Here is a 21,575-nt window from a genome sequence, read left to right as displayed (position 1 = left end):
CCGCGACGCGGTGCCAGGCATGGGGGTAGTGGATTGAGCGAGGTGCGGACAACCGGACCGGATCAGACCTTCGGCGAGCCGGCCGAGGCGGACACCAGTCTGGTGGTGGTCACCGGGCTCTCCGGTGGGGGACGCAGCACCGTCGCCCGCGCGTTGGAGAACGTCGGTTTCTACGTGGTCGACAACCTGCCCCAGGCGCTGCTGCTGGACATGGCGGAGCTGGCGGTGAAGGCCGGCGGGGCGGCCCGGCGTACCGCGATGGTCCTGGACGTGCGCTCGCGTGCCTTCTCCACCGACCTGGTCGGGGCGATCGAGGAGCTGCGGGAGCGGGGCTACGCGCCCCGGGTGGTCTTCGTCGACGCCGACGACGAGGTGCTGATCCGCCGGTTCGAGAGCGTCCGCAGGTCCCACCCGTTGCAGGGCGAGGGGCGTCTCGCCGACGGCATCGCCGTGGAGCGCGGCCTGCTGGAGGAGGCCCGGGACCAGGCCGACGTCATCATCGACACCAGCCACCTCAACGTCAACCAGCTCCGTCGTCGGGTCGAGGAGCTCTTCGGCGGCGAGGAGACCCGCCGCCTGCGGGTCACCGTCATCTCCTTCGGATTCAAGTACGGGGTGCCGCCCGACGCCGACTTCGTGGTCGACGCCCGGTTCCTGCCCAACCCGTACTGGGTTCCCGAGCTGCGGGAACACACCGGTCGGGAGGAGGCGGTCAGCTCGTACGTGCTGGGGCAGGAGGGCGCCGACGCGTTCGTCTCCGCGTACGCGGACCTGGTCACGGCGACCACCCCCGGCTTCGAGCGGGAGGGCAAGCGGTACCTGACCGTGGCGGTGGGCTGCACCGGAGGTAAGCACCGCAGCGTGGCCATCAGCGAGGAGCTGGCCTCCCGACTGCGCCGGTCCGGGCTGACCGCGAACCCCCAACACCGCGACCTGGGGCGAGAATGACCGCGCCGAAGGCGCCGGTACGGGTCGTCGCCTTCGGCGGCGGGCACGGACTGTCGGCGTCGCTGCGGGCGCTGCGCCGGTGTGCCCCCGACCTGACCCTGGACATCACCGCCGTGGTGACCGTCGGCGACGACGGCGGCTCCAGCGGCCGACTGCGGGCCGAACGGGGTGGACTGCCCCCCGGCGACCTGCGGCAGGCCCTGGTGGCGCTGGCCGCCGACGAGCCGGCGACCCGGCGCAGCGCGACGCTGTTCCAGCACCGGTTCGGTGGGGCGACCACCGCCGGGCTGACCGGACACGCGGTGGGCAACCTGGTGCTGGCCGGGCTGATCGACCTGCTCGGCGATCCGGTCGCCGCGCTGGAGCACGCCGGATCGATGCTCGGCACTGTCGGCCGGGTCCTGCCGATGTCCTGTGAGCCGATCGACATCGAGGCCCGGGTCCGGGGGGCCGCACCGGACCGTCCGGACGAGGTCGTCACGATCCACGGCCAGCGTCACGTCGCCGTGACCACCGGCCGGGTGGAGGCGCTGCGGCTCACCCCGAACGCCCCCTCGGCCTGCCCGGAGGCGGTGGCGGCCACCGAGGCGGCGGACTGGCTGATCTTCGGCCCGGGAAGCTGGTACACGAGTGTCCTGCCGCACCTGCTGGTGCCGGGGCTGGCCGCCGCGATCGTGGCCAGCCGGGCCCGTCGGCTGGTCACGCTCAACCTGGCGGCGGAGAAGGAGACCCTCGGGCTCTCCGTCGCCGACCACCTCGCCGCACTCCGGTGGTACCTGCCCGACCTCGCCGTGGACCTGGTGCTGGCCGACGCCAAGGCGGTCGGCGATCCCGAGCCCGTCGAACGGGCGGCGGAGGCCCTCGGCGCCCGCCTTGTCCTCGCTCCGGTCGCCGTCACCGACGGCACACCCCGCCACGATCCGGATGCCCTGGGCGCTGCCCTGGTGCCGGTCCTGGGCGCCGATCGTTAGACACGTACGTAATCACCGGCGACACGCCGGAACCGGTCCGTGAGGGGACGCACTAATGGCGATGACGGCTGCGGTGAAGGACGAGCTGAGTCGGGTCGACGTGCCCAAGCCCTGCTGCCGGCGGGCGGAGATGGCGGCTCTGCTGCGGTTCGCCGGCGGGCTCCACATCGTCTCCGGCCGGGTGGTGGTCGAGGCCGAACTGGACACCGGCGCGGTGGCCCGCCGGCTGCGGCGGGAGGTCGCAGAGGTGTACGGCTACCCCAGTGAGATCCACGTGTTGGCCTCCGGGGGGCTGCGCAAGGGAAGCCACTTCATCGTCCGAGTCGTCAAGGACGGGGAGATGCTGGCCCGTCAGACCGGCCTGCTGGACGTCCGGGGACGCCCGGTGCGGGGCCTGCCGCCGCACGTGGTGGCGGCGAACGTCTGCTGCGCGGTGTCGGCCTGGCGGGGGGCGTTCATGGCGCACGGCTCGCTGACCGAGCCGGGCCGCTCCAGCGCCCTGGAGATCACCTGTCCCGGCCCGGAGTCGGCGCTGGCCCTGGTGGGTGCGGCCCGCCGGATCGGCATCACCGCCAAGAACCGGGAGGTCCGTGGGGTGGACCGGGTGGTGGTCAAGGACGGTGACGCGATCGCCGCCCTGCTGACCCGGATCGGGGCCCACTCCAGCGTGCTGGCGTGGGAGGAACGGCGGGTCCGCCGGGAGGTCCGGGCCACCGCCAACCGGCTGGCCAACTTCGACGACGCCAACCTGCGTCGGTCGGCCCGCGCGGCCGTCGCCGCCGCCGCCCGGGTCACCCGGGCGTTGGAGATCCTCGCCGACGACGCGCCCAACCACCTCACCGACGCGGGCCGGTTGCGTCTGGAGCACCGCCAGGCCTCGCTGGAGGAGTTGGGGGCGCTGGCGAACCCGCCGCTGACCAAGGACGCGATCGCCGGGCGGATAAGGCGACTTTTGGCCCTGGCCGACAAGCGGGCCCGGGACCTGGGAATCCCCGATACGGAAGCGGCAGTCACGCCGGACATGCTCGTGGTCTGATGACACGGTGGGCACCGGGTCGGCGGGTGGGGCGGTGACACGGGGTCGGGTTTTCGCCCCCGTGCGGCGGCGTGTCGTGCGCTCGGATAGGGTCGCAGCGTACGGCAAGGGGGCCGGTACCGGCCCATCCCGCCGCACCCACCGCCCTCGGCGGTCAGGTCTCCACGACCGCGGCGGGGCGGCCGAGATGAATCGTCAACGGCCGGCTCGAACGGTCGGCGTACACCATCCCGCCGGTCCACACCTGATGCCGGCGGAACACAACGCGAGGAGATGGGACCTGTGACCATCCGGGTTGGCATCAACGGCTTCGGCCGTATCGGCCGAAACTTCTTCCGGGCCGTGCTGGCGTCCGGCGCCGACGTCGAGATCGTGGGCGTGAACGACCTGACCGACAACGCCACGCTCGCTCACCTGGTCAAGTACGACAGCATCCTCGGTCGGCTCCCGCACGAGGTCAAGGCCACCGCCGACGAGATCACCGTCGGTGGGAAGACCTTCAAGGCGTACGCCGAGCGCGACCCGGGCAAGCTGCCCTGGGGCGACCTGGGCGCCGACGTCGTCATCGAGTCGACCGGGTTCTTCACCGACGCCACCAAGGCCAAGGCACACCTCGACGGCGGGGCCAAGAAGGTCATCATCTCGGCGCCGGCCAAGAACGAGGACGTCACCGTCGTCATGGGCGTCAACCAGGACCAGTACGACCCGGCCAAGCACAACATCATCTCGAACGCCTCCTGCACCACCAACTGCCTCGCCCCGATGGCGAAGGTGCTGCACGACACGTTCGGGATCGAGCAGGGTCTGATGACCACGATCCACGCGTACACGCAGGACCAGAACCTGCAGGACGCCCCGCACTCCGACCTGCGTCGGGCCCGCGCCGCCGCGCTGAACATCGTCCCCACCTCCACCGGTGCGGCGAAGGCGATCGGCCTGGTCCTGCCGGAGCTCAAGGGCAAGCTCGACGGATACGCCCTGCGGGTGCCGATCCCCACCGGCTCGGCCACCGACCTGACCGTCAACCTGGCCCGCGAGACCACCACCGAGGAGGTCAACGCGGCGATCAAGGCGGCCGCCGAGGGCCCCCTCAAGGGGATCCTGGTCTACAACGAGGACCCGATCGTGTCGGCCGACATCGTCACCGACCCGGCGTCCTGCATCTACGACGCCCCGCTGACCAAGGTCGTCGGCCGGCAGGCCAAGGTCGTCGGCTGGTACGACAACGAGTGGGGCTACTCCAACCGCCTCGTGGACCTGGTCAAGCTGGTCGGTTCCTCGCTGTGACGGTCAGCCTCGAAGCCGCAGACGGAGGGCTGACTCTGTGAGCATCCGTACCCTCGACGACCTGCTCGCCGAGGGGGTGTCGGGTCGGCGCGTGCTCGTGCGCGCCGACCTGAACGTCCCCCTGGACAAGCAGACCGGTGCCATCACCGATCATGACTCCGCCTCCGCGCCGGCAGGCGGCACTCCGGACGGAGTAAGGATCTCCGACGACGGCCGGATCCGGGCGGTCCTGCCGACCCTGCAGGCCCTCACCGAGGCCGGGGCGAAGGTCGTGGTCTTCTCCCACCTGGGTCGCCCGAAGGGTGCCCCGGACCCGCAGTACAGCCTCCGTCCGGTCGCCGGACGCCTCGGTGAACTGCTCGGGGCGTCGGTGTCCTTCGCGGAGGACACCGTGGGCGACTCGGCCCGCTCCGCTGTGGAGGCGCTCACCGACGGCCAGGTCGCCCTGCTGGAGAACCTCCGCTTCAACAAGGGGGAGACCAGCAAGGACGACGCCGAGCGGGGTGCGTTCGCCGACCAGCTCGCCGCCCTCGGTGAGGCGTACGTCGACGACGCCTTCGGTGCGGTGCACCGCAAGCACGCCAGCGTCCACGACGTACCGGCCCGGCTGCCGCACGTGGCCGGTCGCCTGGTGCTGCGTGAGGTCGAGGTGCTGTCCCGGCTGGCCGGCGACCCGGAGCGGCCCTACGTGGTCGTCCTCGGCGGGTCGAAGGTCTCCGACAAGCTGGCCGTGATCGAGGCGCTGCTGCCGAAGGTCGACAGGCTGCTCATCGGCGGCGGGATGTGCTTCACCTTCCTCAAGGCCCAGGGCCACGAGGTGGGCACCTCGCTGCTGGAGGAGGAGATGGTCGACACCTGCCGGGACCTGCTGGCGCGGGCCGACGGCAAGATCGCCCTTCCGGTCGACGTGGTGGCCGCCGACGCGTTCGCCCCGGACGCCGCGCACGACACCGTCCGCGCCGACGCCATTCCGAGCAAGCGGCTCGGCCTGGACGTCGGTCCGCAGACGGTGGCCGCGTTCGCCGAGGTGATCGCGACAGCGCGGACCGTCTTCTGGAACGGCCCGATGGGTGTGTTCGAGATGCCGGCGTTCGCCGCCGGCACCCGGGGGGTGGCCGAGGCGATCACCAAGGCCGACGCCTTCACAGTGGTCGGGGGCGGGGACTCCGCCGCCGCCGTACGGGCCCTCGGGCTGGACGAGTCGTCGTTCGGGCACATCTCCACCGGCGGGGGCGCCTCGCTGGAGTACCTGGAGGGCAAGACCCTCCCCGGCATCGCGGCTCTGGAGGACTGATGGCAGAGGTCACCCGCCGGCCGTTGATGGCCGGCAACTGGAAGATGAACCTCAACCACCTGGAGGCCATCGCGCTGGTCCAGAAGTTGGCGTTCAGCCTCAACTCCGACCAGCTCAAGGCCGTCGAGACGGTGGTGCTCCCGCCCTTCGTGGACCTGCGCAGCGTGCAGACCCTGATCGACGGGGACAAGCTGCTCATCGGCTACGGCGCGCAGGACCTGTCGCCGCACCGGTCTGGCGCGTACACCGGTGAGGTGTCCGGGGCGATGCTGGCCAAGCTCGGCTGCCAGTACGTGACGGTGGGGCACTCGGAGCGGCGCGCGTACCACAACGAGGACGACGCGCTGGTCAACGCCAAGGTCGTCGCGGCGTTGGAGAACGGTGTCAGCCCGATCCTCTGCGTGGGTGAGGGGCTTGACGTCCGCGAGCAGGGGCAGCACGTCTCGTACTGCCGTGACCAGCTCGACGCGGCCCTGAAGGGGCTCACCGCCGAGCAGGTCACCAAGGTCGTCGTCGCGTACGAGCCGGTCTGGGCGATCGGGACCGGCAAGACCGCGACCCCGCAGGACGCCCAGGAGGTGTGCGGGGCGATCCGTGCCCGGCTGGTCGAGACCTACGACCAGAGCACCGCCGACCAGGTCAGGGTCCTCTACGGCGGGTCGGTCAAGGCGGCGAACGTCGCTGCGATCATGGCCAACCCGGATGTGGACGGGGCGCTCGTCGGTGGGGCGAGCCTGGATGCCGACGAGTTTTCGCAGATCTGTCGGTTCCCGGAGCACATCTCCCGCTGAAGGCTCGCTATCCTGGATCCCGCCCGTCCGTCGGCCGGTGCCCCCGTGCCCGATCTGTCCGGGCGAGGATCGTAACGAGAGGACTGACCCCAGCCATGCCGATCGCATTCGCATACACGTTGATCGTGTTGCTGGTCATCACGAGCGTGTTGCTCGTCCTGCTGATCCTGCTGCACCGAGGAAAGGGCGGCGGATTGTCGAGCATGTTCGGCGGTGGGGTCAGCTCCAGCCTGGCCGGGTCCTCGGTGGCGGAGAAGAACCTGGATCGCTACACCGTTCTGGTAGGCATCGTCTGGTTCGCCTGCATCGTCGGGTTGGGGCTCTGGCTCCGACTGCAGATGAACAGCGCCTGACCCAGGGCCTGAACGCGAACGAGGCCCCCTGCCGGTACGGCAGGGGGCCTCGTCGTCTACTCAGCCCGCAGTCCTCTGCTCAGGCCAGGTGACGCAGGCGGGGCGGGACGTCGGCCGCCGCCGCCCGGTCCAGCAGCCAGAGGGTGCGGGACACGCCCTGCACCATGGCCGCCGGCAGCTGCCCCGACCCGGTCCCGGCCAGGGCGGAGCCGACCGCCGGGGCCTTGTCCGCGCCCCCGGCGACCAACCACACCTCCTCGGCGCTGTTGATCGTCGGGAGGGTGAGGGTGGTCCGCATCGGCGGCGGCTTCGGGCTGTCCCGCACCGCGCTGACCGGGCGGCTGTCCTCCCGGACCGGGTGGTCCGGGAAGACCGAGGCGACGTGCCCGTCCTCCCCGACCCCCAGTAGCAGCACGTCGAAGTGGGGGAGCGCGCCGTGCCCGGCGCGGGCCGCCTCGGCAAGCTCCGCCGCGTACCGGGCGGCGGCGGCCTCCACGTCGCCGCCGTCGGGACCGTCGGCGGCCGGCATCGGGTGCACCCGGGCCGGATCCAGCGGCAGGGCGTCCAGCAGCGCCGCCCGGGCCTGGGTCTCGTTGCGGTCCGGGTCCCCGGCGGGCAGGAACCGTTCGTCGCCCCACCACACGTCCACCCGGGACCAGTCGACGGCGTGCCGGGCGGGCAGCTCACCCACCGCCCGGTACACCGCCGCCGCGATCCGCCCGCCGGTCAGGACCACCGACGCCCGGCCCCGGTCGGCCTGCGCGTCGAGCAGCCTCACCACCAGCCGGGCCGCCACCGCCTGCGCCAACAGGTCGGCGTCGGCGTGTACGGCGACACTCGCCTCACTCATGCTCGGCCCTCGTCTTCCCATCGCTTCGCGATCATCGTCGACTCCACCCGGATTCCCGTCACCCGTCCAACGCCGGACCGGCGTGGGCGGTGGCCTGGGCCTCGGTCCGCTGGGCGGTGGCCGGGTCCCGCCAGACGTGCACCCGCTGGGCGGGCCGGCGGTCCAGGCCGGTGAGCCCCGCCGAGGCCCCCAACGCCTCGGAGTACACCTGGTCGGCGTCGAGCCGACGCAGCTCCTCTGCCAACTCGTCGCCGAGCGGACGGCGTACCAGCGGGAGTTGCCGGTCCTGACGTCCGGTGCGGCGGAAGGTGGCCTGGCTCTCGTCCCGGGTCAGGGTCAGCTCGTCGCCGTTGGCGCAGCGCAGCTGCACCTCGCGCATCCGGGGGAACCCGTCGGTGGGCTCCCACCGGGGGGTGATCCCCAACCGGCTGCCCAACCACCCGGCCATCAACGCGGCGGTCGGGTCGTTCGGCGGTGCGGTCACCGTCGCCTCGGTGACCTCGGCCTGGGTGGTGTCGAACGCCCCGGCGACCAGGGTGCGCCACGGGGTGGTCCGGGTCCACGCCAGGTCGGTGTCGCCGGGGGCGTAGTCCCGGGCCCGCTGCCGCAGCGCCGCGATCGGTTCGGGGGACCGGGCGGAGTCGGTGATCCGCCGGTCGGCCACCACCCCGAGGAAGTCGGTGGCGATCTCCTCCGGGGGGTCCCCGTGCCACCAGGTCACCACCGGCACGTCCGGCACCAGCAGCGGCATCACCACCGACTCGGCGTGTAGGGCGAGCCGCCCGTACATCCGGGTCACCACCGCCTCGCAGGGGCCGAGTCGGCCGCCGACCACGATCTCGGCATCCAGCCGGTCCCGGTTGCGCTCCACGTCGGAGCGGACCACCACCAGGAGCCGACACGGGTGGGCGGCGGCGGCGACGGTGGCCGCCGCCTCCGCCTCGCGTACCCGCTTCTCGTCGACCACGACGATCAGCGTCAGCGCCATGCCGCTGGCCACCCCACCCGCGTTGCGCCGCTCGGCGGCGAGCGCCTTGACCACCTCGTTGCCGGTGGTGTCCCACAGCCCGATCATGCTCGTCTCCAAGCCCGGCCCTCGCGGGCCAGCATCTCGTCTGCCGCGCGGGGTCCCCACTCACCCGAGCGGTACGGCTTCGGCTTGGTGTTCTCCCAGGCCTCCACCAACGGGTCCACCACCGCCCAGCTCTGCTCCACCTCGGCGGCGTCCGGGAAGAGGGTACGGTCGCCGATGAGCACGTCGAGCACCAGTCGCTCGTACGCCTCCGGGCTGGCCTCGGTGAACGCCTCGCCGTACTGGAAGTCCATGGCGATGTCGCGGACCTCCATCGTGGTCCCGGGGACCTTGGAACCGAACTTGAGGACCACGCCCTCGTCCGGCTGGACCCGGATCACCAGTTGGTTGTTGCCGAGCATCTCCATGTCGGTGGGGTTGAACGGCAGGTGAGGTGCCTTCTTGAACATGATGGCGACCTCGGTGACCCGGCGCGGCAGGCGCTTTCCGGCCCTGATGTAGAACGGCACCTCGGCCCAGCGGCGGTTCTGGATGCCGAGCTTGACCGCCACGTACGTCTCGGTGGTCGAGTCGGCAGGTACGCCGTCCTCGTCCCGGTAACCCACGGCGCGCTGACCGCCCACCCAGCCGGGCAGGTACTGGCCGCGCACCGTGTCCCGGGCGACGTCGGCGGGGATGGTGATGGCGCGTAGGACCTTCAGCTTCTCGGCCCGGATCTCGTCGGCGTCGAAGCTTGTCGGCTCCTCCATCGCCACCAGGGCGAGCAGTTGGAGCAGGTGGTTCTGCACCACGTCGCGGGCGGTACCGACCGAGTCGTAGAAACCGGCCCGGCTGCCGATGCCGACGTCCTCGGCCATGGTGATCTGCACCGAGTCAACGTAGTGCGAGTTCCACAGTGGCTCGAAGAGGTTGTTGGCGAAGCGCAGGGCGAGGATGTTCTGAACCGTCTCCTTGCCCAGGTAGTGGTCGATCCGGAAGACGTCCTGCGAGGTGAAGACGTCGTCGACGAGGTCGTTGAGTTCCTTCGCCGAGGGCAGGTCGTGCCCGAAGGGCTTCTCCACGACCACCCGTCGCCAGCCGCCGCACTTGGCGTTGTCCGCCATCCCGGTGCGGGCGAGCTGCTTGAGTACCACGGGGAAGGCGGCCGGGGGGATGGAGAAGTAGAACGCGGCGTTGCCGTGGATGCCGTGACTGTCCCGCAGGTCGTCGAGGGTCTGGGCGAGCCGGTCGAAGGCGGCGTCGTCGTCGAACGAACCACCGACGAACTTGACGTTGCCGGCCAACCGGGCCCACACCTCCTCCCGCCACGGTGTCCGGCTGTGTTCCTTTGCCGCGTCGTGGGCCAGCGACTCGAAGTCGCCGTCGGCCCAGTCGCGCCGGGCGAAGCCCAGCACCACGAAACCGGGTGGCAGGAGCCCCCGGTTCGCCAGGTCGTATACCGCAGGTAGCAGCTTTTTCCGCGCAAGGTCGCCGGTGACTCCGAAGATCACCAGAGCACAGGGCTCCGGGATCCTCGGCAGCCGCCGGTCCTGGGGGTCGCGCAGCGGATTCACGCTGTCTCCTCGCTCCGCTCGTCTCACGTCGTCAGTCGTCAGATGCTCAGCCGTGCGGCCGCATCCAGTAGCTGGGCCACGCCCGCCACCCGGTCGGTCAGGTGCAGCCGCAGCACCGGCCGGTCCCGGCCGGCCAGCGCCGACCGGTCACCGGCGGCCTGCGCCGCCTGCAACAGGCCGAAGGTGTACGGCCGTCCCGGCACCGGCAGGTCGGTCCGGACCGCACCGGTGAGCTGCAGATAGCTGCCCACCTGTGGACCGCCCTTGTGGTACTGGCCGGTGGAGTGCAGGAACCGCGGCCCCCACCCGAAGGTGACAGGGCGCGCGGTGGTGGCGGCGAGCACCGCCCGCAGCCGGGCCACGTCGGCGTCGGCGACCCGGTCGAGGTACGCCATCACCGCCAGGTAGCCGTCGGCGTCGAGCCCCTCGACCAGGCCGCGTAGCACCCCCGTCAGGTCGTCGGGGGCACCTGCGGGGGCGTACACCTCGATCGCGCCCTCGGTGAACGAGGGCTGCTCCGCCGGCGGAGCGGCGGCGAGGATCCGGTTGGTGTTCTCCTTGCTCTCGGCCACGTTCGGCTGGTCGAACGGGTCGACGCCCAACACCACCCCGAGGATCGCGGTGGCGTACTCCCAGGCCAGGAAGTGCGCGCCCAACGGGCCGTTGACTGTCACGTCCGGTGTCGCGCCGCCGCCGGGGACCGCGCTCACCGCCAGGGACCCGCCGTAGGCCACGGCGAGCACGTCCGGGCCGGTCAGGCCGGGGCTGTCCGGTGACTCCACCACCACCGGCAGGACGCCCAGGCCGGACTTGCCGGTGGACTCGGCGAGGAGCTGTTCGGCCCAGTCGCCCAGCCCGTCGATGCCGGTGCCGTCGGAGACCAGGGCGATCTTGTCCCGGCCGCCGGTGGCCGCCGCGCCCAACGCCGCACCGAGGGCGAGCCCCGGGTTGTCGTGGTCCCGGGCGAAGGACTCGGCGAGCGCCTCCGCCTCGTCGAGTAACCCGACCACGTCCACGCCGACCAACGCCGCCGGTACCAGTCCGAACGCGGTCAACGCCGAGTACCTCCCGCCGACCTGCGGGTCGGCGAGCACCACGATCGCGCCCATCTCGGCCGCCGTGTCGGCGAGCGGCGAACCCGGGTCGGTGACCACGACGAAGTGCCGGCCGGCCTCCGCCTCGCTCAACCCGGCGTCCAGGAACGCCTGCCGGTAGGCCCGACGGTGGCTGTCGGTCTCGACTGTCGAACCGGACTTGCTGGCCAGCACCACCACAGTCCGTTCCAGCCGGTCGCCCAGGGCCGCCCGGACCTGGCCGGGGTCGGTGGTGTCCAGCACCGTCAACGACCGGCCGAAGGTCCGGGCGATCACCTCGGGTGCCAGCGACGAGCCGCCCATCCCGGCGAGCACGACGTGGTCCAGGTCGGCCAGCTCGGCGGCCAGTTCGGCGAGCTGGGGGAGCAGGTCCCGGCTGCGCCGGAAGGTGTCCACCCAGCCCAACCTGTTCTCCGCCTCGGCCTGTGCCTGCGGACCCCACAGGGTCGGGTCCTTGGCCGCCAGCCTCGCCGGAACCCGGGCGGCGACGAGCGCCGCCCGGGTGGAGGCCGGCAGAGAGCGGTCCACCGCGTCGGCGCCGTGCACCGACAGTCCGGCAGCCGCCTCCACCGGCCCGTCCAGCAGATCCGTCATCCCTGCTTGCCCTTGGCGGCGGCGAGGTTGTCCCGCACCCCGTCGAGCAGCTCCTGCCAGGAAGCCTCGAACTTCTCCACGCCCTCACGTTCGAGGACGCCGATCACGTCGGACATGTCCACGCCCACCGCCGCGAGGGAGTCGAAGACCCCCCGGGCCGCGTCGTACGACCCGGTGATGGTGTCCGGCCGGGTCTCCCCGTGGTCGGCGTACGCGTCCACCACCGACGCCGGCATGGTGTTGACGGTACCGGGGGCGATCAGCTGCTCGACGTAGACGACGTCCCGGTAGTCCGGGTTCTTCGTCGAGGTGGAGGCCCACAGCGGGCGCTGCGGGTGGGCACCGGCCTCGGCCAGGGCCTGCCACCGCTGCGAGGAGAAGACCTCGTTGTAGCGCTCGTAGGCGAGCTGGGCGTTGGCCACAGCGGCCTTGCCCAGCAGCGACTTCGCCTCGGTCGAGCCGATCTTCTCCAGGCGCTTGTCGACCTCGGAGTCGACCCGGGAGACGAAGAACGAGGCGACCGAGCCGATCGTGGACAGGTCGTGGCCGTTGGCCTTCGCCTGCTCCAGACCGGCCAGGAAGGCCTCCATCACCTGCGAGTACCGGTCCAGGCCGAAGATCAGCGTGACGTTGACGCTGATCCCCTCGGCGAGGGTGGCGGTGATCGCCGGCAGACCCGCCTCGGTGGCCGGGATCTTGATGAACAGGTTGGGCCTGTCGACCAACCACCACAACGCCTTGGCCTCGGCGACGGTCTTCTCGGAGTCGTGGGCCACCCGCGGGTCCACCTCGATGGAGACCCGACCGTCGACCCCGGCGCTGCCGTCGTACGACGGGCGCATCACGTCACAGGCCCACCGCACGTCGTACGTGGTGAGCATCCGGACGGCCTCTTCGAGGTCGACCCCCCGGGTGGCGAGGTCACGCAGCTGCCAGTCGTACTCGGCGGCGTCCCCGAGCGCCTTGGCGAAGATCGTCGGGTTGGTGGTCACGCCGGCCACGTGCTTGTCCCGACGCAGCTGGTCCAGCCCGCCCGAGCTGAGCCGCACCCTTGAGAGATCGTCGAGCCAGACCGCCACACCCGCTGCGGTCAGCTCACCCAGTCTGTCCGTCATGCTGCTCACGCTCCCTCAGTTGCCGGTGGTGAAACCGGTGATGTCGCCCTGTCGGGTCAACGCCGCGTGTGCGGCGGCCACGACCCGGTCGGGCGTGAATCCGAACTGCTCGAAGAGCACCGAGTGCGGGGCGCTGGCACCGTAGTGCTCCAGGCTCACGCACTCGCCGCCGTCGCCGACGACTGCCCGCCACGACATCCCGATGCCGGCCTCCACGCTGACCCGGGCCTTCACCGCGCGCGGCAGGACGGTCTCGCGGTACGCCTCGTCCTGCTCGAAGAACCACTCCTGGCAGGGCATGGAGACGACCCGGGTGGGGGTGCCGTCGGCTTCGAGGCGCTCCCGCGCGGTCAGGCAGATCTGCACCTCGGACCCGGTGCCGACGAGGATCACCTGCGGCTTGCCGGTGGAGGCCTCGGCCAGCACGTAACCGCCCTTGGCGACGCCCTCGGCGCTGCCCAGGGTCGACCGGTCCAGGGTCGGCAGCGCCTGCCGGCTCAGCGCCAGGGCCGTCGGCCGGTCGGTGTGCAGCAGTGCCTGCCGCCAGGCCCAGGCGGTCTCGTTGGCGTCCGCCGGACGGACCACGTCCAACCCGGGGATGGCCCGCAGCGCGGTCAGGTGCTCCACCGGCTGGTGGGTCGGGCCGTCCTCGCCCAGTCCGATCGAGTCGTGCGTCCACACGTAGGTCACCGGCAGCTTCATCAGCGCGGCGAGCCGCACCGAGGGGCGCATGTAGTCGCTGAAGACCAGGAACGTGCCGCCGTACGGGCGGGTGCCGCCGTGCAGGGCGATGCCGTTGAGGATCGCACCCATGGCGTGCTCACGGATGCCGAAGTGCAGGGTCCGGCCGTACTCGTGACCGGGGAAGCCCTTGGTGGCGTGCACCGCCGGGACGAACGACGGCTCACCCTTCATCGTGGTGTTGTTGCTCTCGGCCAGGTCGGCCGAGCCGCCCCAGAGCTCGGGCAGGACCGGGGCGAGCGCCTCCAGGACCTTGCCGGAGGCGGCCCGGGTGGCGACCCCCTTGGCGTCGGCGGGGAAGGTCGGCAGCGCGTCGGTCCAGCCGTCGGGCAGGACCCGGCCGGTGAGCCGGTCGTGCAGCGCCCGGCGCTCCGGGTCGGCCTCGGCCCAGGTGGCGTACGCCTGCTCCCACTCCTGCTGGGCCTGCTCGCCCCGGCCGACGACCTGCCGGGCGTGGCCCAGGACCTCCTCGTCGACGGCGAAGGTGACGTTGGGGTCGAAGCCGAGGACCTGCTTGGTGGCGGCTACCTCGTCGGCACCGAGAGCGGAGCCGTGGATCTTTCCGGTGTTCTGCTTGTTCGGCGCGGGCCAGCCGATGATGGTGCGCAGCGCGATGAACGAGGGGCGGGTGGTCTCCGCCTTGGCGGCCAGCAGCGCCTCGTACAGCGCCTCGACGTCCTCGTGGTACTCGCCCTGGTCGGCGTCCCCGGCCCGCCAGTCGACGGTCTGGACGTGCCAGCCGTACGCCTCGTAGCGGGCGGCGACGTCCTCGCTCATGGCGATCCGGGTGTCGTCCTCGATCGAGATCTCGTTGTCGTCGTAGATCAGGGTGAGGTTGCCCAGCTGCTGGTGCCCGGCGAGCGCGCTGGCCTCGTGGCTGATCCCCTCCTGGATGTCGCCGTCGGAGGCGATGCACCAGATCCGGTGGTCGAAGACCGAGGTGCCCGCTTCGGTGTCCGGGTCGAGCAGGCCGCGCTCGCGGCGGGCCGCCATCGCCATGCCGACGGCGTTGCCCACGCCCTGGCCGAGCGGACCGGTGGTGGTCTCCACGCCCGGGGTGTGGCCGTGCTCGGGGTGCCCGGGGGTCAGCGAGTCCCACTGCCGCAGGGCCTTGAGGTCGTCCAGGCCCAGTGGGTAGCCGGAGAGGAAGAGCTGGATGTAGAGCGTGAGGCTGGAGTGACCGGCAGACAGGACGAACCGGTCGCGTCCGCCCCAGTTCGGGTCGGTCGGGTTGTGCCGCATGACGCGGTTGAACAACAGGTAGGCCGCGGGCGCGAGGCTCATCGCGGTGCCGGGGTGGCCGTTGCCGGACTTCTCCACGGCGTCGACCGCGAGCACGCGGGCGGTGTCCACGGCCCGGCGGTCGAGGTCGGTCCAGTTCAGTGTCGGGTGCTCGGGTCGATTGACAGCCACGTTGTCTGTACTCCTCGGTCGGCGGAACCCTCGGTCATGACCCTATCGAGCGGATCTAAACCTCCGCCTGCGGATCTGCGCACGGTTCGAGGTACGGGACACACCCGTGCGGCGTTCACCGCGGACTGTGACGGCCCGCACCGTTGTCGGGTCGCCCGGGCAGCGAAAACGACGACGCGTAGTCTGTCGTTCGGTGTGTGGCTCCGAGTCGAGCCCGACCGGACCGATCCTCCGCCGATGCCGGAAGGTGGCAATCCGTGAGCATGATCACCGAGCGCCCCGTCAGTAAACCTGCCGGGCCCCCGCCGGTGCAGACGGAAGGTGCGCCGCCGGTCACCAAGCGTGACGTGCGGGCGGTCGTCGCGGCGTACGTCTCGCTCACCAAGCCCCGCATCGTCGAGCTGCTGCTGGTGACCACGGTGCCGGCGATGATGCTCGCCGCCGGCGGGCTTCCCTCGCTGTGGTTGATGGCTGTGGTGCTGGTCGGTGGGGCGTTGGCCGCCGGTGCGGCGAGCGTGCTCAACTGCTACATCGACCGGGACATCGACCAGTTGATGCGCCGGACGAAGCGGCGCCCCCTGCCGGCGCACACCGTGTCCCCGCGCAGCGCGCTGATCTTCGGACTGGTGCTGGCCACGGTGTCGGTGGTGTCGATGGCCGTCTTCACCAACCTGCTCGCCGCCGGGCTGACCCTGGCCGCGATCCTCTACTACGACGTGGTCTACACGCTCTGGTTGAAGCGGACCACGGCGCTGAACACCTTCTGGGGTGGGGCGTGCGGGGCGGCCCCGGTGTTGATCGGCTGGGCCGCTGTCACCGGCTCGCTGGCCCCGGCGGCCTGGGTGCTGTTCGCCGTGGTCTTCTTCTGGCAGATGCCGCACTTCTACCCCCTGGCGATGAAGTACAAGGCCGACTACGCCCGCGCCGGGATCCCGATGCTGCCGGTGGTGGCCTCGCCCCGGCGGGTCAACGCCGAGATCGTGATCTTCGCCTGGCTGACCGTCCTGACCTCCCTGGCGCTCTGGCCGCTGGGCATGAGCCCGATCTACGGTCTGCCCAGCCTGGTGGTCGGTGCGATCTTCGTGATCGAGGCGCACAAGCTCGCCGGTCGGGTGACCCGGGGCGAGGCGGTCAAGCCGATGCGGCTGTTCCACTGGTCGACGACGTACCTGACCATCGTCTTCGGCGCGGTCGCCCTGGACGCCCTGCTCTGACGCGGGCCGGGGCTCGACAGTCAGGTGGGGTCCATTACCGTAGCTTTGTGTCGGATCCATGTCATCGGTCAGGATTCCGGCGATATTTCCAGACCGAAGCGCCCGGGTAAATCGGGAAAAGTCCGACAAATCGGTCGGCGAAATGGGTAAACCTCTTCGTAATCGGCATCACAAATAGTTCATGGTTCTCGCACAGGCGAGTGGAAGTCTGCTTAGGCTTCGCGTCATGGCAGAAGGTTCCGATACAACCCTGACCGCCGAGCAGACCGCGGTTGAACAGGCCCCCAACGGGGTGGTCGCCAGCCTCCGGTCCTTCGCCGCCGAGCACGGCGGTGCGAAGGCGGTCATCGAGTACGTCGGCAAGCGCGGAGCCCGGATCGTCCTGGTCGGCTCCGACGGGGCCTGGGGTGACCAGTTCACCGACGACACGGGAGTGGCCCGGCAGGCCTGTGCGACTGCGGGAGTCCCCGTCGAGAACGCCTGGGAACGTGAACTGATGGACCAGATGCGGCCGAGCAACGACCTGTGGCGCTCGATGGCCCGCCGGACGCTGGCCCGCTGACCCGCTGACCCGCTGACCCGCGAAGCGTGACCGTCCACCACCAGTCGGCCCGGGGGAGACCCCGGGCCGCTTTCGTGGGCTGACCCGGCCGCCCCGGGCCGCTCTCGTGGGCTGGCCCGCCGCTGCGGTCGGGGCGCGGGGGCCGGGTGGGTCAGGCGGTGGCGGGTACCGGGGTGTCGGACGTCGTCGAGGTCCCGGTCGCTGTCGGATCGGCGCTCTCGGGGGCCACCGGACGGCGTTCGCGGGTGGACCAGAGCATGTTCAGGGTGGCGATCAGGACCAGGCAGGAACCGACCATGTGCGCGCCGACCAGCAGTGCGGGCAGTTCGGTGAAGTACTGCACGAACCCGATCACACCCTGCCCCAGTTCCACCGCGACCAGGATGACGGCGGCCCGGGTGGCCCGGGCCGCACCGACCGCGCGGAAGGCGAACACCAGCCCCACGGAGAGCCCGACCAGCAGGAAGACCCCGTCGGCGTGCAGTTGGGAGATGTTCTCCGGGTCCAGGCCGTTGCGGGCGGCACCGTGGTCGCCCGCGTGTGGTCCGCTGCCGGTGACCCAGGTGCCGACCACCAGGACCGAGGCGCTGACCGCGGTGGTCAGCCGGGCCAGGGTCCGCAGCGGCCCCGGCACCGTCGGCACCACCGGGCCGTCCGGGTCCTTGATCCGTCGCCACAGCGCGTACGCGACAGCGATGACCACCATCGAGGCGAGGAAGTGCAGCCCCACCACCCACGGGTTGAGGTCGGTCAACACGGTGATCCCGCCGAGCACCGCCTGTGCCGGGATCCCGGCGAGCACCCCGAGGGCCAGGGGCAGCAGCCCCCGCCGTCGGGGCCGGTGCAGCAGCACCGCCACCACCACCGCGAGGGCGATCGCCCCCACCGCGAAGGTGAGGAGCCGGTTGCCGAACTCGATGACCCCGTGGATGCCCATCTCCGGCGTGCTGGTGTACGACTCGTCGGTGCACCGGGGCCAGGTGGGGCAGCCGAGGCCGGAGGCGGTCAGGCGGACCAGCCCGCCGGTGCCGACGATCCCGACGTTCGCCACGATCGACGCGAAGGCCAGGCGGCGCAGCAGGGTGGTGGAGACCGGGAACCGGGCGGCAAGCGTCACACAGCGAATCCTACGCACCGTAGTTGTCGGTCCCGGAGCGGCTCCGGTGTCCCGGTGGTTCGGATCACCCGGACCCGAGTTTGCAGGGCCTCCGGGAAATACGTAACGTTGGCGTTGTGAAAAAAGCGGCGGCGCTGAACGGGCACCGACCGACGGCCGGTCCGGCCGCCGGTGCACAGGTGTCGGCGTCGTCGACCCCGGACGCCGGGGCCGCACCGGCGGACGTCTCCACCCGTGACCGGGTCACCCGGTTGCTGCTGGAACAGGGCGCGACCACCGCCGGTCAGCTCGGTGCCGCGCTCGGGCTCAGCCCGGCGGCCATCCGTCGGCACCTGGACGCGATGCTCGCCGACGGTGACGTGACCGCCCGGGAACAGGCCGTCCGGGGGCACCGGGGTCGGGGCCGACCGGCAAAGGTCTTCGGGCTCACCGACGCGGCCCGGGTCCGCTGCGGCACCCACCACTACGACAACATGGCCACCGCCGCGCTGCGTTGGATCGCCCGTACGGGTGGTTCCACCGCCGTCGAGGCGTTCGCCGCGGACCAGGTGGCCGCCCTGGAGGCGCGCTGCCGTGGTGCCATGGAGGACGCCGGTGCCGATCCGCTGGCCCGTGCCGAGGCACTGGCCACCGCGCTGACCGCAGAGGGATACGCTGCGAACGCGACAACGATCGCCTCGGGCGGGCAACTGTGCCAGCACCACTGTCCGGTGGCGCACGTGGCCGCCGAGTTCCCCCAGCTGTGCGAGGCCGAGACCACGGTGATCTCCCGTCTGGTCGGTACCCACGTGCAGCGCCTGGCCACCATCGCGCACGGCGACGGGGTGTGCACCACGCACATCCCCACCCAGCCGGGGCGCGCCCAGTCCGGTAAGACCGTCTCCACTGTGAGGACAGATAGATGACCGAGCAGATCGTCCAGCCCCTGACCCAGGAGGAGCAGCTCGCCGCCCTGGGCAACTACGAGTACGGCTGGGCCGACCCGGACGTCGCCGGGTCCGTCGCCCAGCGCGGCCTCAACGAGGCGGTGGTGCGCGACATCTCGGCCAAGAAGAGCGAGCCGGACTGGATGCTCGACCTCCGGCTCAAGGGCCTGCGGCTGTTCGGCCGTAAGCCGATGCCCTCCTGGGGCGCCGACCTCACCGGCATCAACTTCGACAACATCAAGTACTTCGTCCGGTCCACCGAGAAGCAGGCCGCCAGCTGGGAGGACCTGCCCGAGGACATCAAGAACACCTACGACCGGCTGGGCATCCCCGAGGCGGAGAAGCAGCGCCTCGTCGCCGGGGTGGCCGCCCAGTACGAGTCCGAGGTGGTCTACCACAAGATCCGTGAGGACCTGGAGGAGCAGGGTGTCGTCTTCCTCGACACCGACACCGCCCTCAGGGAGCACGAGGACATCTTCAAGGAGTACTTCGGCACGGTGATCCCGGTCGGCGACAACAAGTTCGCCGCCCTGAACACCTCCGTCTGGTCCGGTGGGTCGTTCATCTACGTGCCGAAGGGCGTGCACGTGGAGATCCCGCTCCAGGCGTACTTCCGGATCAACACCGAGAACATGGGCCAGTTCGAGCGGACGCTGATCATCGTCGACGAGGGCGCGTACGTGCACTACGTCGAGGGCTGCACCGCCCCGATCTACTCCTCCGACTCGCTGCACAGCGCCGTCGTGGAGATCATCGTGAAGAAGAACGCCCGGTGCCGGTACACGACCATCCAGAACTGGTCGAACAACGTCTACAACCTGGTCACCAAGCGCGCCGTCTGCCACGAGGGCGCGACCATGGAGTGGATCGACGGCAACATCGGCTCCAAGGTGACCATGAAGTACCCGGCGGTCTACATGACCGGCGAGCACGCCAAGGGCGAGGTGCTCTCGGTGGCGATGGCCGGCGAGGGCCAGCACCAGGACGCCGGCGCCAAGATGGTGCACGCCGCCCCGCACACCTCCTCGACCATCGTGTCCAAGTCGATCGCCCGGGGCGGCGGTCGGACCTCGTACCGGGGGCTGGTGCAGGTGCTGGAGGGCTCCCACCACAGCGCCAGCACCGTCAAGTGCGACGCCCTGCTGGTCGACACGATCTCCCGGTCGGACACCTACCCCTACGTCGACATCCGCGAGGACGACGTGTCGATGGGGCACGAGGCGACCGTCTCCAAGGTCAGCGAGGACCAGCTCTTCTACCTGATGAGCCGGGGCCTGAGCGAGGACGAGGCGATGGCGATGATCGTGCGCGGCTTCATCGAGCCGATCGCCAAGGAACTCCCGATGGAGTACGCCCTGGAGCTCAACCGCCTGATCGAGCTGCAGATGGAGGGCGCGGTCGGCTGAGGCCACCGTCCGTCCGGCGGGCCGCGCCCCGGCTCGGCCCGCCGTCCGCCCATTTCGACACCGTCGACACGGAACAGACCAAGGAAGAGATGACCACTCAGGCTTCCGCGCCGCCCAGCACCAAGTCGCAGGCGCTCCGCTCGTACGACGTCGCCGACTTCCCGGCCCTGACCGGCCTGGAGGAGGAGTGGCGTTTCACCCCGCTCAAGCGGCTGCGCGGGCTGGTCGGTGCCGACCAGTCCGGCACCGGCACGGTCCGGCACTCGTACGGCGCGCTGCCCGCCGGGGTCACAGTCACCCGGATCGGCTCCGACGACGCCCGGGTGGGCAGTGTGCTCACCCCCGTCGACCGGGTCAGCGCCCTGGCGTACGGCGGCGCGGACGGCGCTCTCCTGGTCTCGGTGGACCGGGAGGCCGTGGTCGACGAACCGGTGACCCTGCAGGTCGTCGGGGAGGGCGCCGACGGGCTGGCCTTCGCGCACACCGTCGTCGAGGTGGGCCGGTTCGCCGAGGTGACCCTGGTGGTGGAGCACGTCGGGTCGGCTACCCTCGCCGACAACGTCGAGGTGACGGTGGCCGACGGGGCGAAGCTGACCCTGGTCACGGTGGCCGACTGGGCCGACGACGCGGTCCAGGCCCAGCACCTGAAGGTGCGGCTGGGACGGGACGCGTCGGTGTCCCACGTGCAGGTGACCCTCGGTGGTGACCTGGTCCGGCAGTACACCACAGTGGAGTACACCGACCGTGGTGGCGAGGCGGAGCTGTACGGCCTCTACTTCGCCGACTCCGGTCAGCACCTGGAGCACCGGCAGCTGGTCGACCACACGGTCCCGGACTGCCGCAGCCACGTCGGGTACCGGGGTGCCCTCCAGGGCGAGCAGGCGCACACCGTCTGGGTGGGTGACGTGCTGATCCGGGCCGAGGCGACTGGCACCGAGACGTACGAGATCAACCGGAACCTGCTGCTCACCGACGGCGGGCGGGCGGACTCCGTACCCAATCTGGAGATCGAGACCGGCGAGATCGCCGGTGCCGGGCACGCCAGTGCCACCGGTCGCTTCGACGACGAGCAGCTGTTCTACCTGATGGCCCGGGGTATCCCGGAGGCCGAGGCGCGTCGCCTGGTGGTCCGTGGCTTCTTCGCCGAGCTGCTGAACAGGATCCCTGTCGAGTCGCTGCGCGAGCGGCTCGGTGCCGCCGTCGAGAACCGTCTCACCGGCGGGACGAGCGAGTTCGCGGGCCGCCCGGTCGCGGACGCAGCCGAGGTCGGTGCCTGA

The 21,575-nt window shown here is 71.1% G+C and carries 19 protein-coding genes; 12 read left to right on the top strand and 7 right to left on the bottom strand.

Going from position 1 to position 21,575, the window contains the following annotated elements:
* Positions 1 to 42: 42 nt before the first annotated feature.
* From rapZ to secG, 7 genes are all read left to right on the top strand, one after another.
* Positions 43 to 948 (top strand): RNase adapter RapZ, encoded by a 906-nt coding sequence (rapZ, locus tag ABT336_RS03885; RefSeq protein ID WP_502891099.1) that lies wholly within the window; start codon positions 43 to 45, stop codon positions 946 to 948.
* Complete coding sequence (locus ABT336_RS03880) at positions 945 to 1,919, top strand: gluconeogenesis factor YvcK family protein (protein ID WP_350894966.1); 975 nt, start codon at positions 945 to 947, stop codon at positions 1,917 to 1,919. Before rapZ ends, ABT336_RS03880 begins: the two co-directional genes overlap by 4 nt.
* 55 nt (positions 1,920 to 1,974) lie before the next feature.
* On the top strand, positions 1,975 to 2,955 hold the full coding sequence (gene whiA, locus ABT336_RS03875) for a DNA-binding protein WhiA (RefSeq protein WP_350894965.1): 981 nt from the start codon (positions 1,975 to 1,977) through the stop codon (positions 2,953 to 2,955).
* 282 nt (positions 2,956 to 3,237) lie between these two features.
* Complete coding sequence (gene gap, locus ABT336_RS03870; protein ID WP_350894964.1) at positions 3,238 to 4,242, top strand: type I glyceraldehyde-3-phosphate dehydrogenase; 1,005 nt, start codon at positions 3,238 to 3,240, stop codon at positions 4,240 to 4,242.
* 37 nt (positions 4,243 to 4,279) lie between these two features.
* The gene (locus ABT336_RS03865; protein WP_350894963.1) at positions 4,280 to 5,536 is read left to right on the top strand and encodes a phosphoglycerate kinase; all 1,257 of its coding nucleotides are present in this window, start codon (positions 4,280 to 4,282) and stop codon (positions 5,534 to 5,536) included.
* Positions 5,536 to 6,327, top strand: a complete 792-nt coding sequence (tpiA, locus tag ABT336_RS03860) for a triose-phosphate isomerase (protein ID WP_350894962.1) — start codon at positions 5,536 to 5,538, stop codon at positions 6,325 to 6,327. The genes ABT336_RS03865 and tpiA overlap by 1 nt, the downstream gene beginning before the upstream one ends.
* Positions 6,328 to 6,422: 95 nt before the next feature.
* Positions 6,423 to 6,680, top strand: coding sequence for a preprotein translocase subunit SecG (gene secG, locus ABT336_RS03855; protein WP_350894961.1), 258 nt, complete (start codon positions 6,423 to 6,425; stop codon positions 6,678 to 6,680).
* Between the two features lie 79 nt (positions 6,681 to 6,759).
* Here secG and pgl read toward each other — a convergent pair whose 3' ends face one another.
* Genes pgl through tkt form a run of 6 tightly spaced genes read right to left on the bottom strand, consistent with a single transcriptional unit; the run spans position 6,760 to position 15,073 of the window.
* Positions 6,760 to 7,530 carry a 6-phosphogluconolactonase gene (gene pgl, locus ABT336_RS03850; RefSeq protein ID WP_350894960.1) on the bottom strand — a complete coding sequence of 257 codons (771 nt, stop codon included), beginning with the start codon at positions 7,528 to 7,530 and terminating at the stop codon, positions 6,760 to 6,762.
* A gap of 58 nt (positions 7,531 to 7,588) precedes the next feature.
* Positions 7,589 to 8,605, bottom strand: coding sequence for a glucose-6-phosphate dehydrogenase assembly protein OpcA (locus ABT336_RS03845; RefSeq protein ID WP_350894959.1), 1,017 nt, complete (start codon positions 8,603 to 8,605; stop codon positions 7,589 to 7,591).
* A complete protein-coding gene (gene zwf / locus ABT336_RS03840; RefSeq protein ID WP_350894958.1) occupies positions 8,602 to 10,116 on the bottom strand; it encodes a glucose-6-phosphate dehydrogenase in 1,515 nt (504 codons plus the stop codon). The genes ABT336_RS03845 and zwf overlap by 4 nt, the downstream gene beginning before the upstream one ends.
* A 38-nt stretch (positions 10,117 to 10,154) precedes the next feature.
* Positions 10,155 to 11,804 (bottom strand): phosphoglucose isomerase-related protein, encoded by a 1,650-nt coding sequence (locus tag ABT336_RS03835; protein WP_350894957.1) that lies wholly within the window; start codon positions 11,802 to 11,804, stop codon positions 10,155 to 10,157.
* Positions 11,801 to 12,919 carry a transaldolase gene (tal, locus tag ABT336_RS03830; RefSeq protein WP_350894956.1) on the bottom strand — a complete coding sequence of 373 codons (1,119 nt, stop codon included), beginning with the start codon at positions 12,917 to 12,919 and terminating at the stop codon, positions 11,801 to 11,803. Before tal ends, ABT336_RS03835 begins: the two co-directional genes overlap by 4 nt.
* A gap of 15 nt (positions 12,920 to 12,934) precedes the next feature.
* A complete protein-coding gene (tkt, locus tag ABT336_RS03825) occupies positions 12,935 to 15,073 on the bottom strand; it encodes a transketolase (protein ID WP_350894955.1) in 2,139 nt (712 codons plus the stop codon).
* A 257-nt stretch (positions 15,074 to 15,330) separates the two neighbouring features.
* On the opposite strand from tkt, the gene ABT336_RS03820 reads away from it, so the two are divergent.
* Together ABT336_RS03820 and ABT336_RS03815 are read left to right on the top strand one after the other, a co-directional pair.
* On the top strand, positions 15,331 to 16,287 hold the full coding sequence (locus ABT336_RS03820) for a heme o synthase (RefSeq protein ID WP_350894954.1): 957 nt from the start codon (positions 15,331 to 15,333) through the stop codon (positions 16,285 to 16,287).
* A 226-nt stretch (positions 16,288 to 16,513) separates the two neighbouring features.
* Positions 16,514 to 16,849: a hypothetical protein gene (locus ABT336_RS03815; protein ID WP_350894953.1), complete on the top strand. Its 336-nt coding sequence runs from the start codon at positions 16,514 to 16,516 to the stop codon at positions 16,847 to 16,849.
* 151 nt (positions 16,850 to 17,000) lie between these two features.
* On the opposite strand, the gene ABT336_RS03810 is transcribed toward ABT336_RS03815, so the two are convergent.
* On the bottom strand, positions 17,001 to 17,966 hold the full coding sequence (locus ABT336_RS03810) for a COX15/CtaA family protein (RefSeq protein ID WP_350894952.1): 966 nt from the start codon (positions 17,964 to 17,966) through the stop codon (positions 17,001 to 17,003).
* Positions 17,967 to 18,082: 116 nt separating this feature from the next.
* Here ABT336_RS03810 and ABT336_RS03805 point away from each other — a divergent pair, with 116 nt between their 5' ends.
* The 3 genes from ABT336_RS03805 to sufD all read left to right on the top strand — a co-directional run bounded on the left by ABT336_RS03805 (position 18,083) and on the right by sufD (position 21,575).
* Positions 18,083 to 18,871, top strand: coding sequence for a helix-turn-helix transcriptional regulator (locus tag ABT336_RS03805; protein WP_502891097.1), 789 nt, complete (start codon positions 18,083 to 18,085; stop codon positions 18,869 to 18,871).
* The gene (gene sufB / locus ABT336_RS03800; protein ID WP_350894951.1) at positions 18,868 to 20,298 is read left to right on the top strand and encodes a Fe-S cluster assembly protein SufB; all 1,431 of its coding nucleotides are present in this window, start codon (positions 18,868 to 18,870) and stop codon (positions 20,296 to 20,298) included. Before ABT336_RS03805 ends, sufB begins: the two co-directional genes overlap by 4 nt.
* Positions 20,299 to 20,387: 89 nt before the next feature.
* On the top strand, positions 20,388 to 21,575 hold the full coding sequence (gene sufD, locus ABT336_RS03795; RefSeq protein ID WP_350894950.1) for a Fe-S cluster assembly protein SufD: 1,188 nt from the start codon (positions 20,388 to 20,390) through the stop codon (positions 21,573 to 21,575).

Origin of the sequence: Micromonospora sp. NPDC000207, from assembly GCF_040300925.1 — a bacterium.
GTDB lineage: Bacteria > Actinomycetota > Actinomycetes > Mycobacteriales > Micromonosporaceae > Micromonospora.
This window is presented reverse-complemented; position numbering and strand designations above follow the sequence as displayed.

What these genes read in the sequence shown, in the direction of transcription:
- ABT336_RS03880 (WP_350894966.1), top strand. Translation starts at nt 945, where the DNA reads ATGACCGCGCCGAAGGCGCCGGTACGGGTCGTCGCCTTCGGCGGCGGG.
- whiA (WP_350894965.1), top strand. Translation starts at nt 1,975, where the DNA reads ATGGCGATGACGGCTGCGGTGAAGGACGAGCTGAGTCGGGTCGACGTG.
- tpiA (WP_350894962.1), top strand. Translation starts at nt 5,536, where the DNA reads ATGGCAGAGGTCACCCGCCGGCCGTTGATGGCCGGCAACTGGAAGATG.
- secG (WP_350894961.1), top strand. Translation starts at nt 6,423, where the DNA reads ATGCCGATCGCATTCGCATACACGTTGATCGTGTTGCTGGTCATCACG.
- pgl (WP_350894960.1), bottom strand. Translation starts at nt 7,530, where the DNA reads ATGAGTGAGGCGAGTGTCGCCGTACACGCCGACGCCGACCTGTTGGCG.
- ABT336_RS03845 (WP_350894959.1), bottom strand. Translation starts at nt 8,605, where the DNA reads ATGATCGGGCTGTGGGACACCACCGGCAACGAGGTGGTCAAGGCGCTC.
- ABT336_RS03835 (WP_350894957.1), bottom strand. Translation starts at nt 11,804, where the DNA reads ATGACGGATCTGCTGGACGGGCCGGTGGAGGCGGCTGCCGGACTGTCG.
- tal (WP_350894956.1), bottom strand. Translation starts at nt 12,919, where the DNA reads ATGACGGACAGACTGGGTGAGCTGACCGCAGCGGGTGTGGCGGTCTGG.
- ABT336_RS03815 (WP_350894953.1), top strand. Translation starts at nt 16,514, where the DNA reads ATGGCAGAAGGTTCCGATACAACCCTGACCGCCGAGCAGACCGCGGTT.
- sufB (WP_350894951.1), top strand. Translation starts at nt 18,868, where the DNA reads ATGACCGAGCAGATCGTCCAGCCCCTGACCCAGGAGGAGCAGCTCGCC.
- sufD (WP_350894950.1), top strand. Translation starts at nt 20,388, where the DNA reads ATGACCACTCAGGCTTCCGCGCCGCCCAGCACCAAGTCGCAGGCGCTC.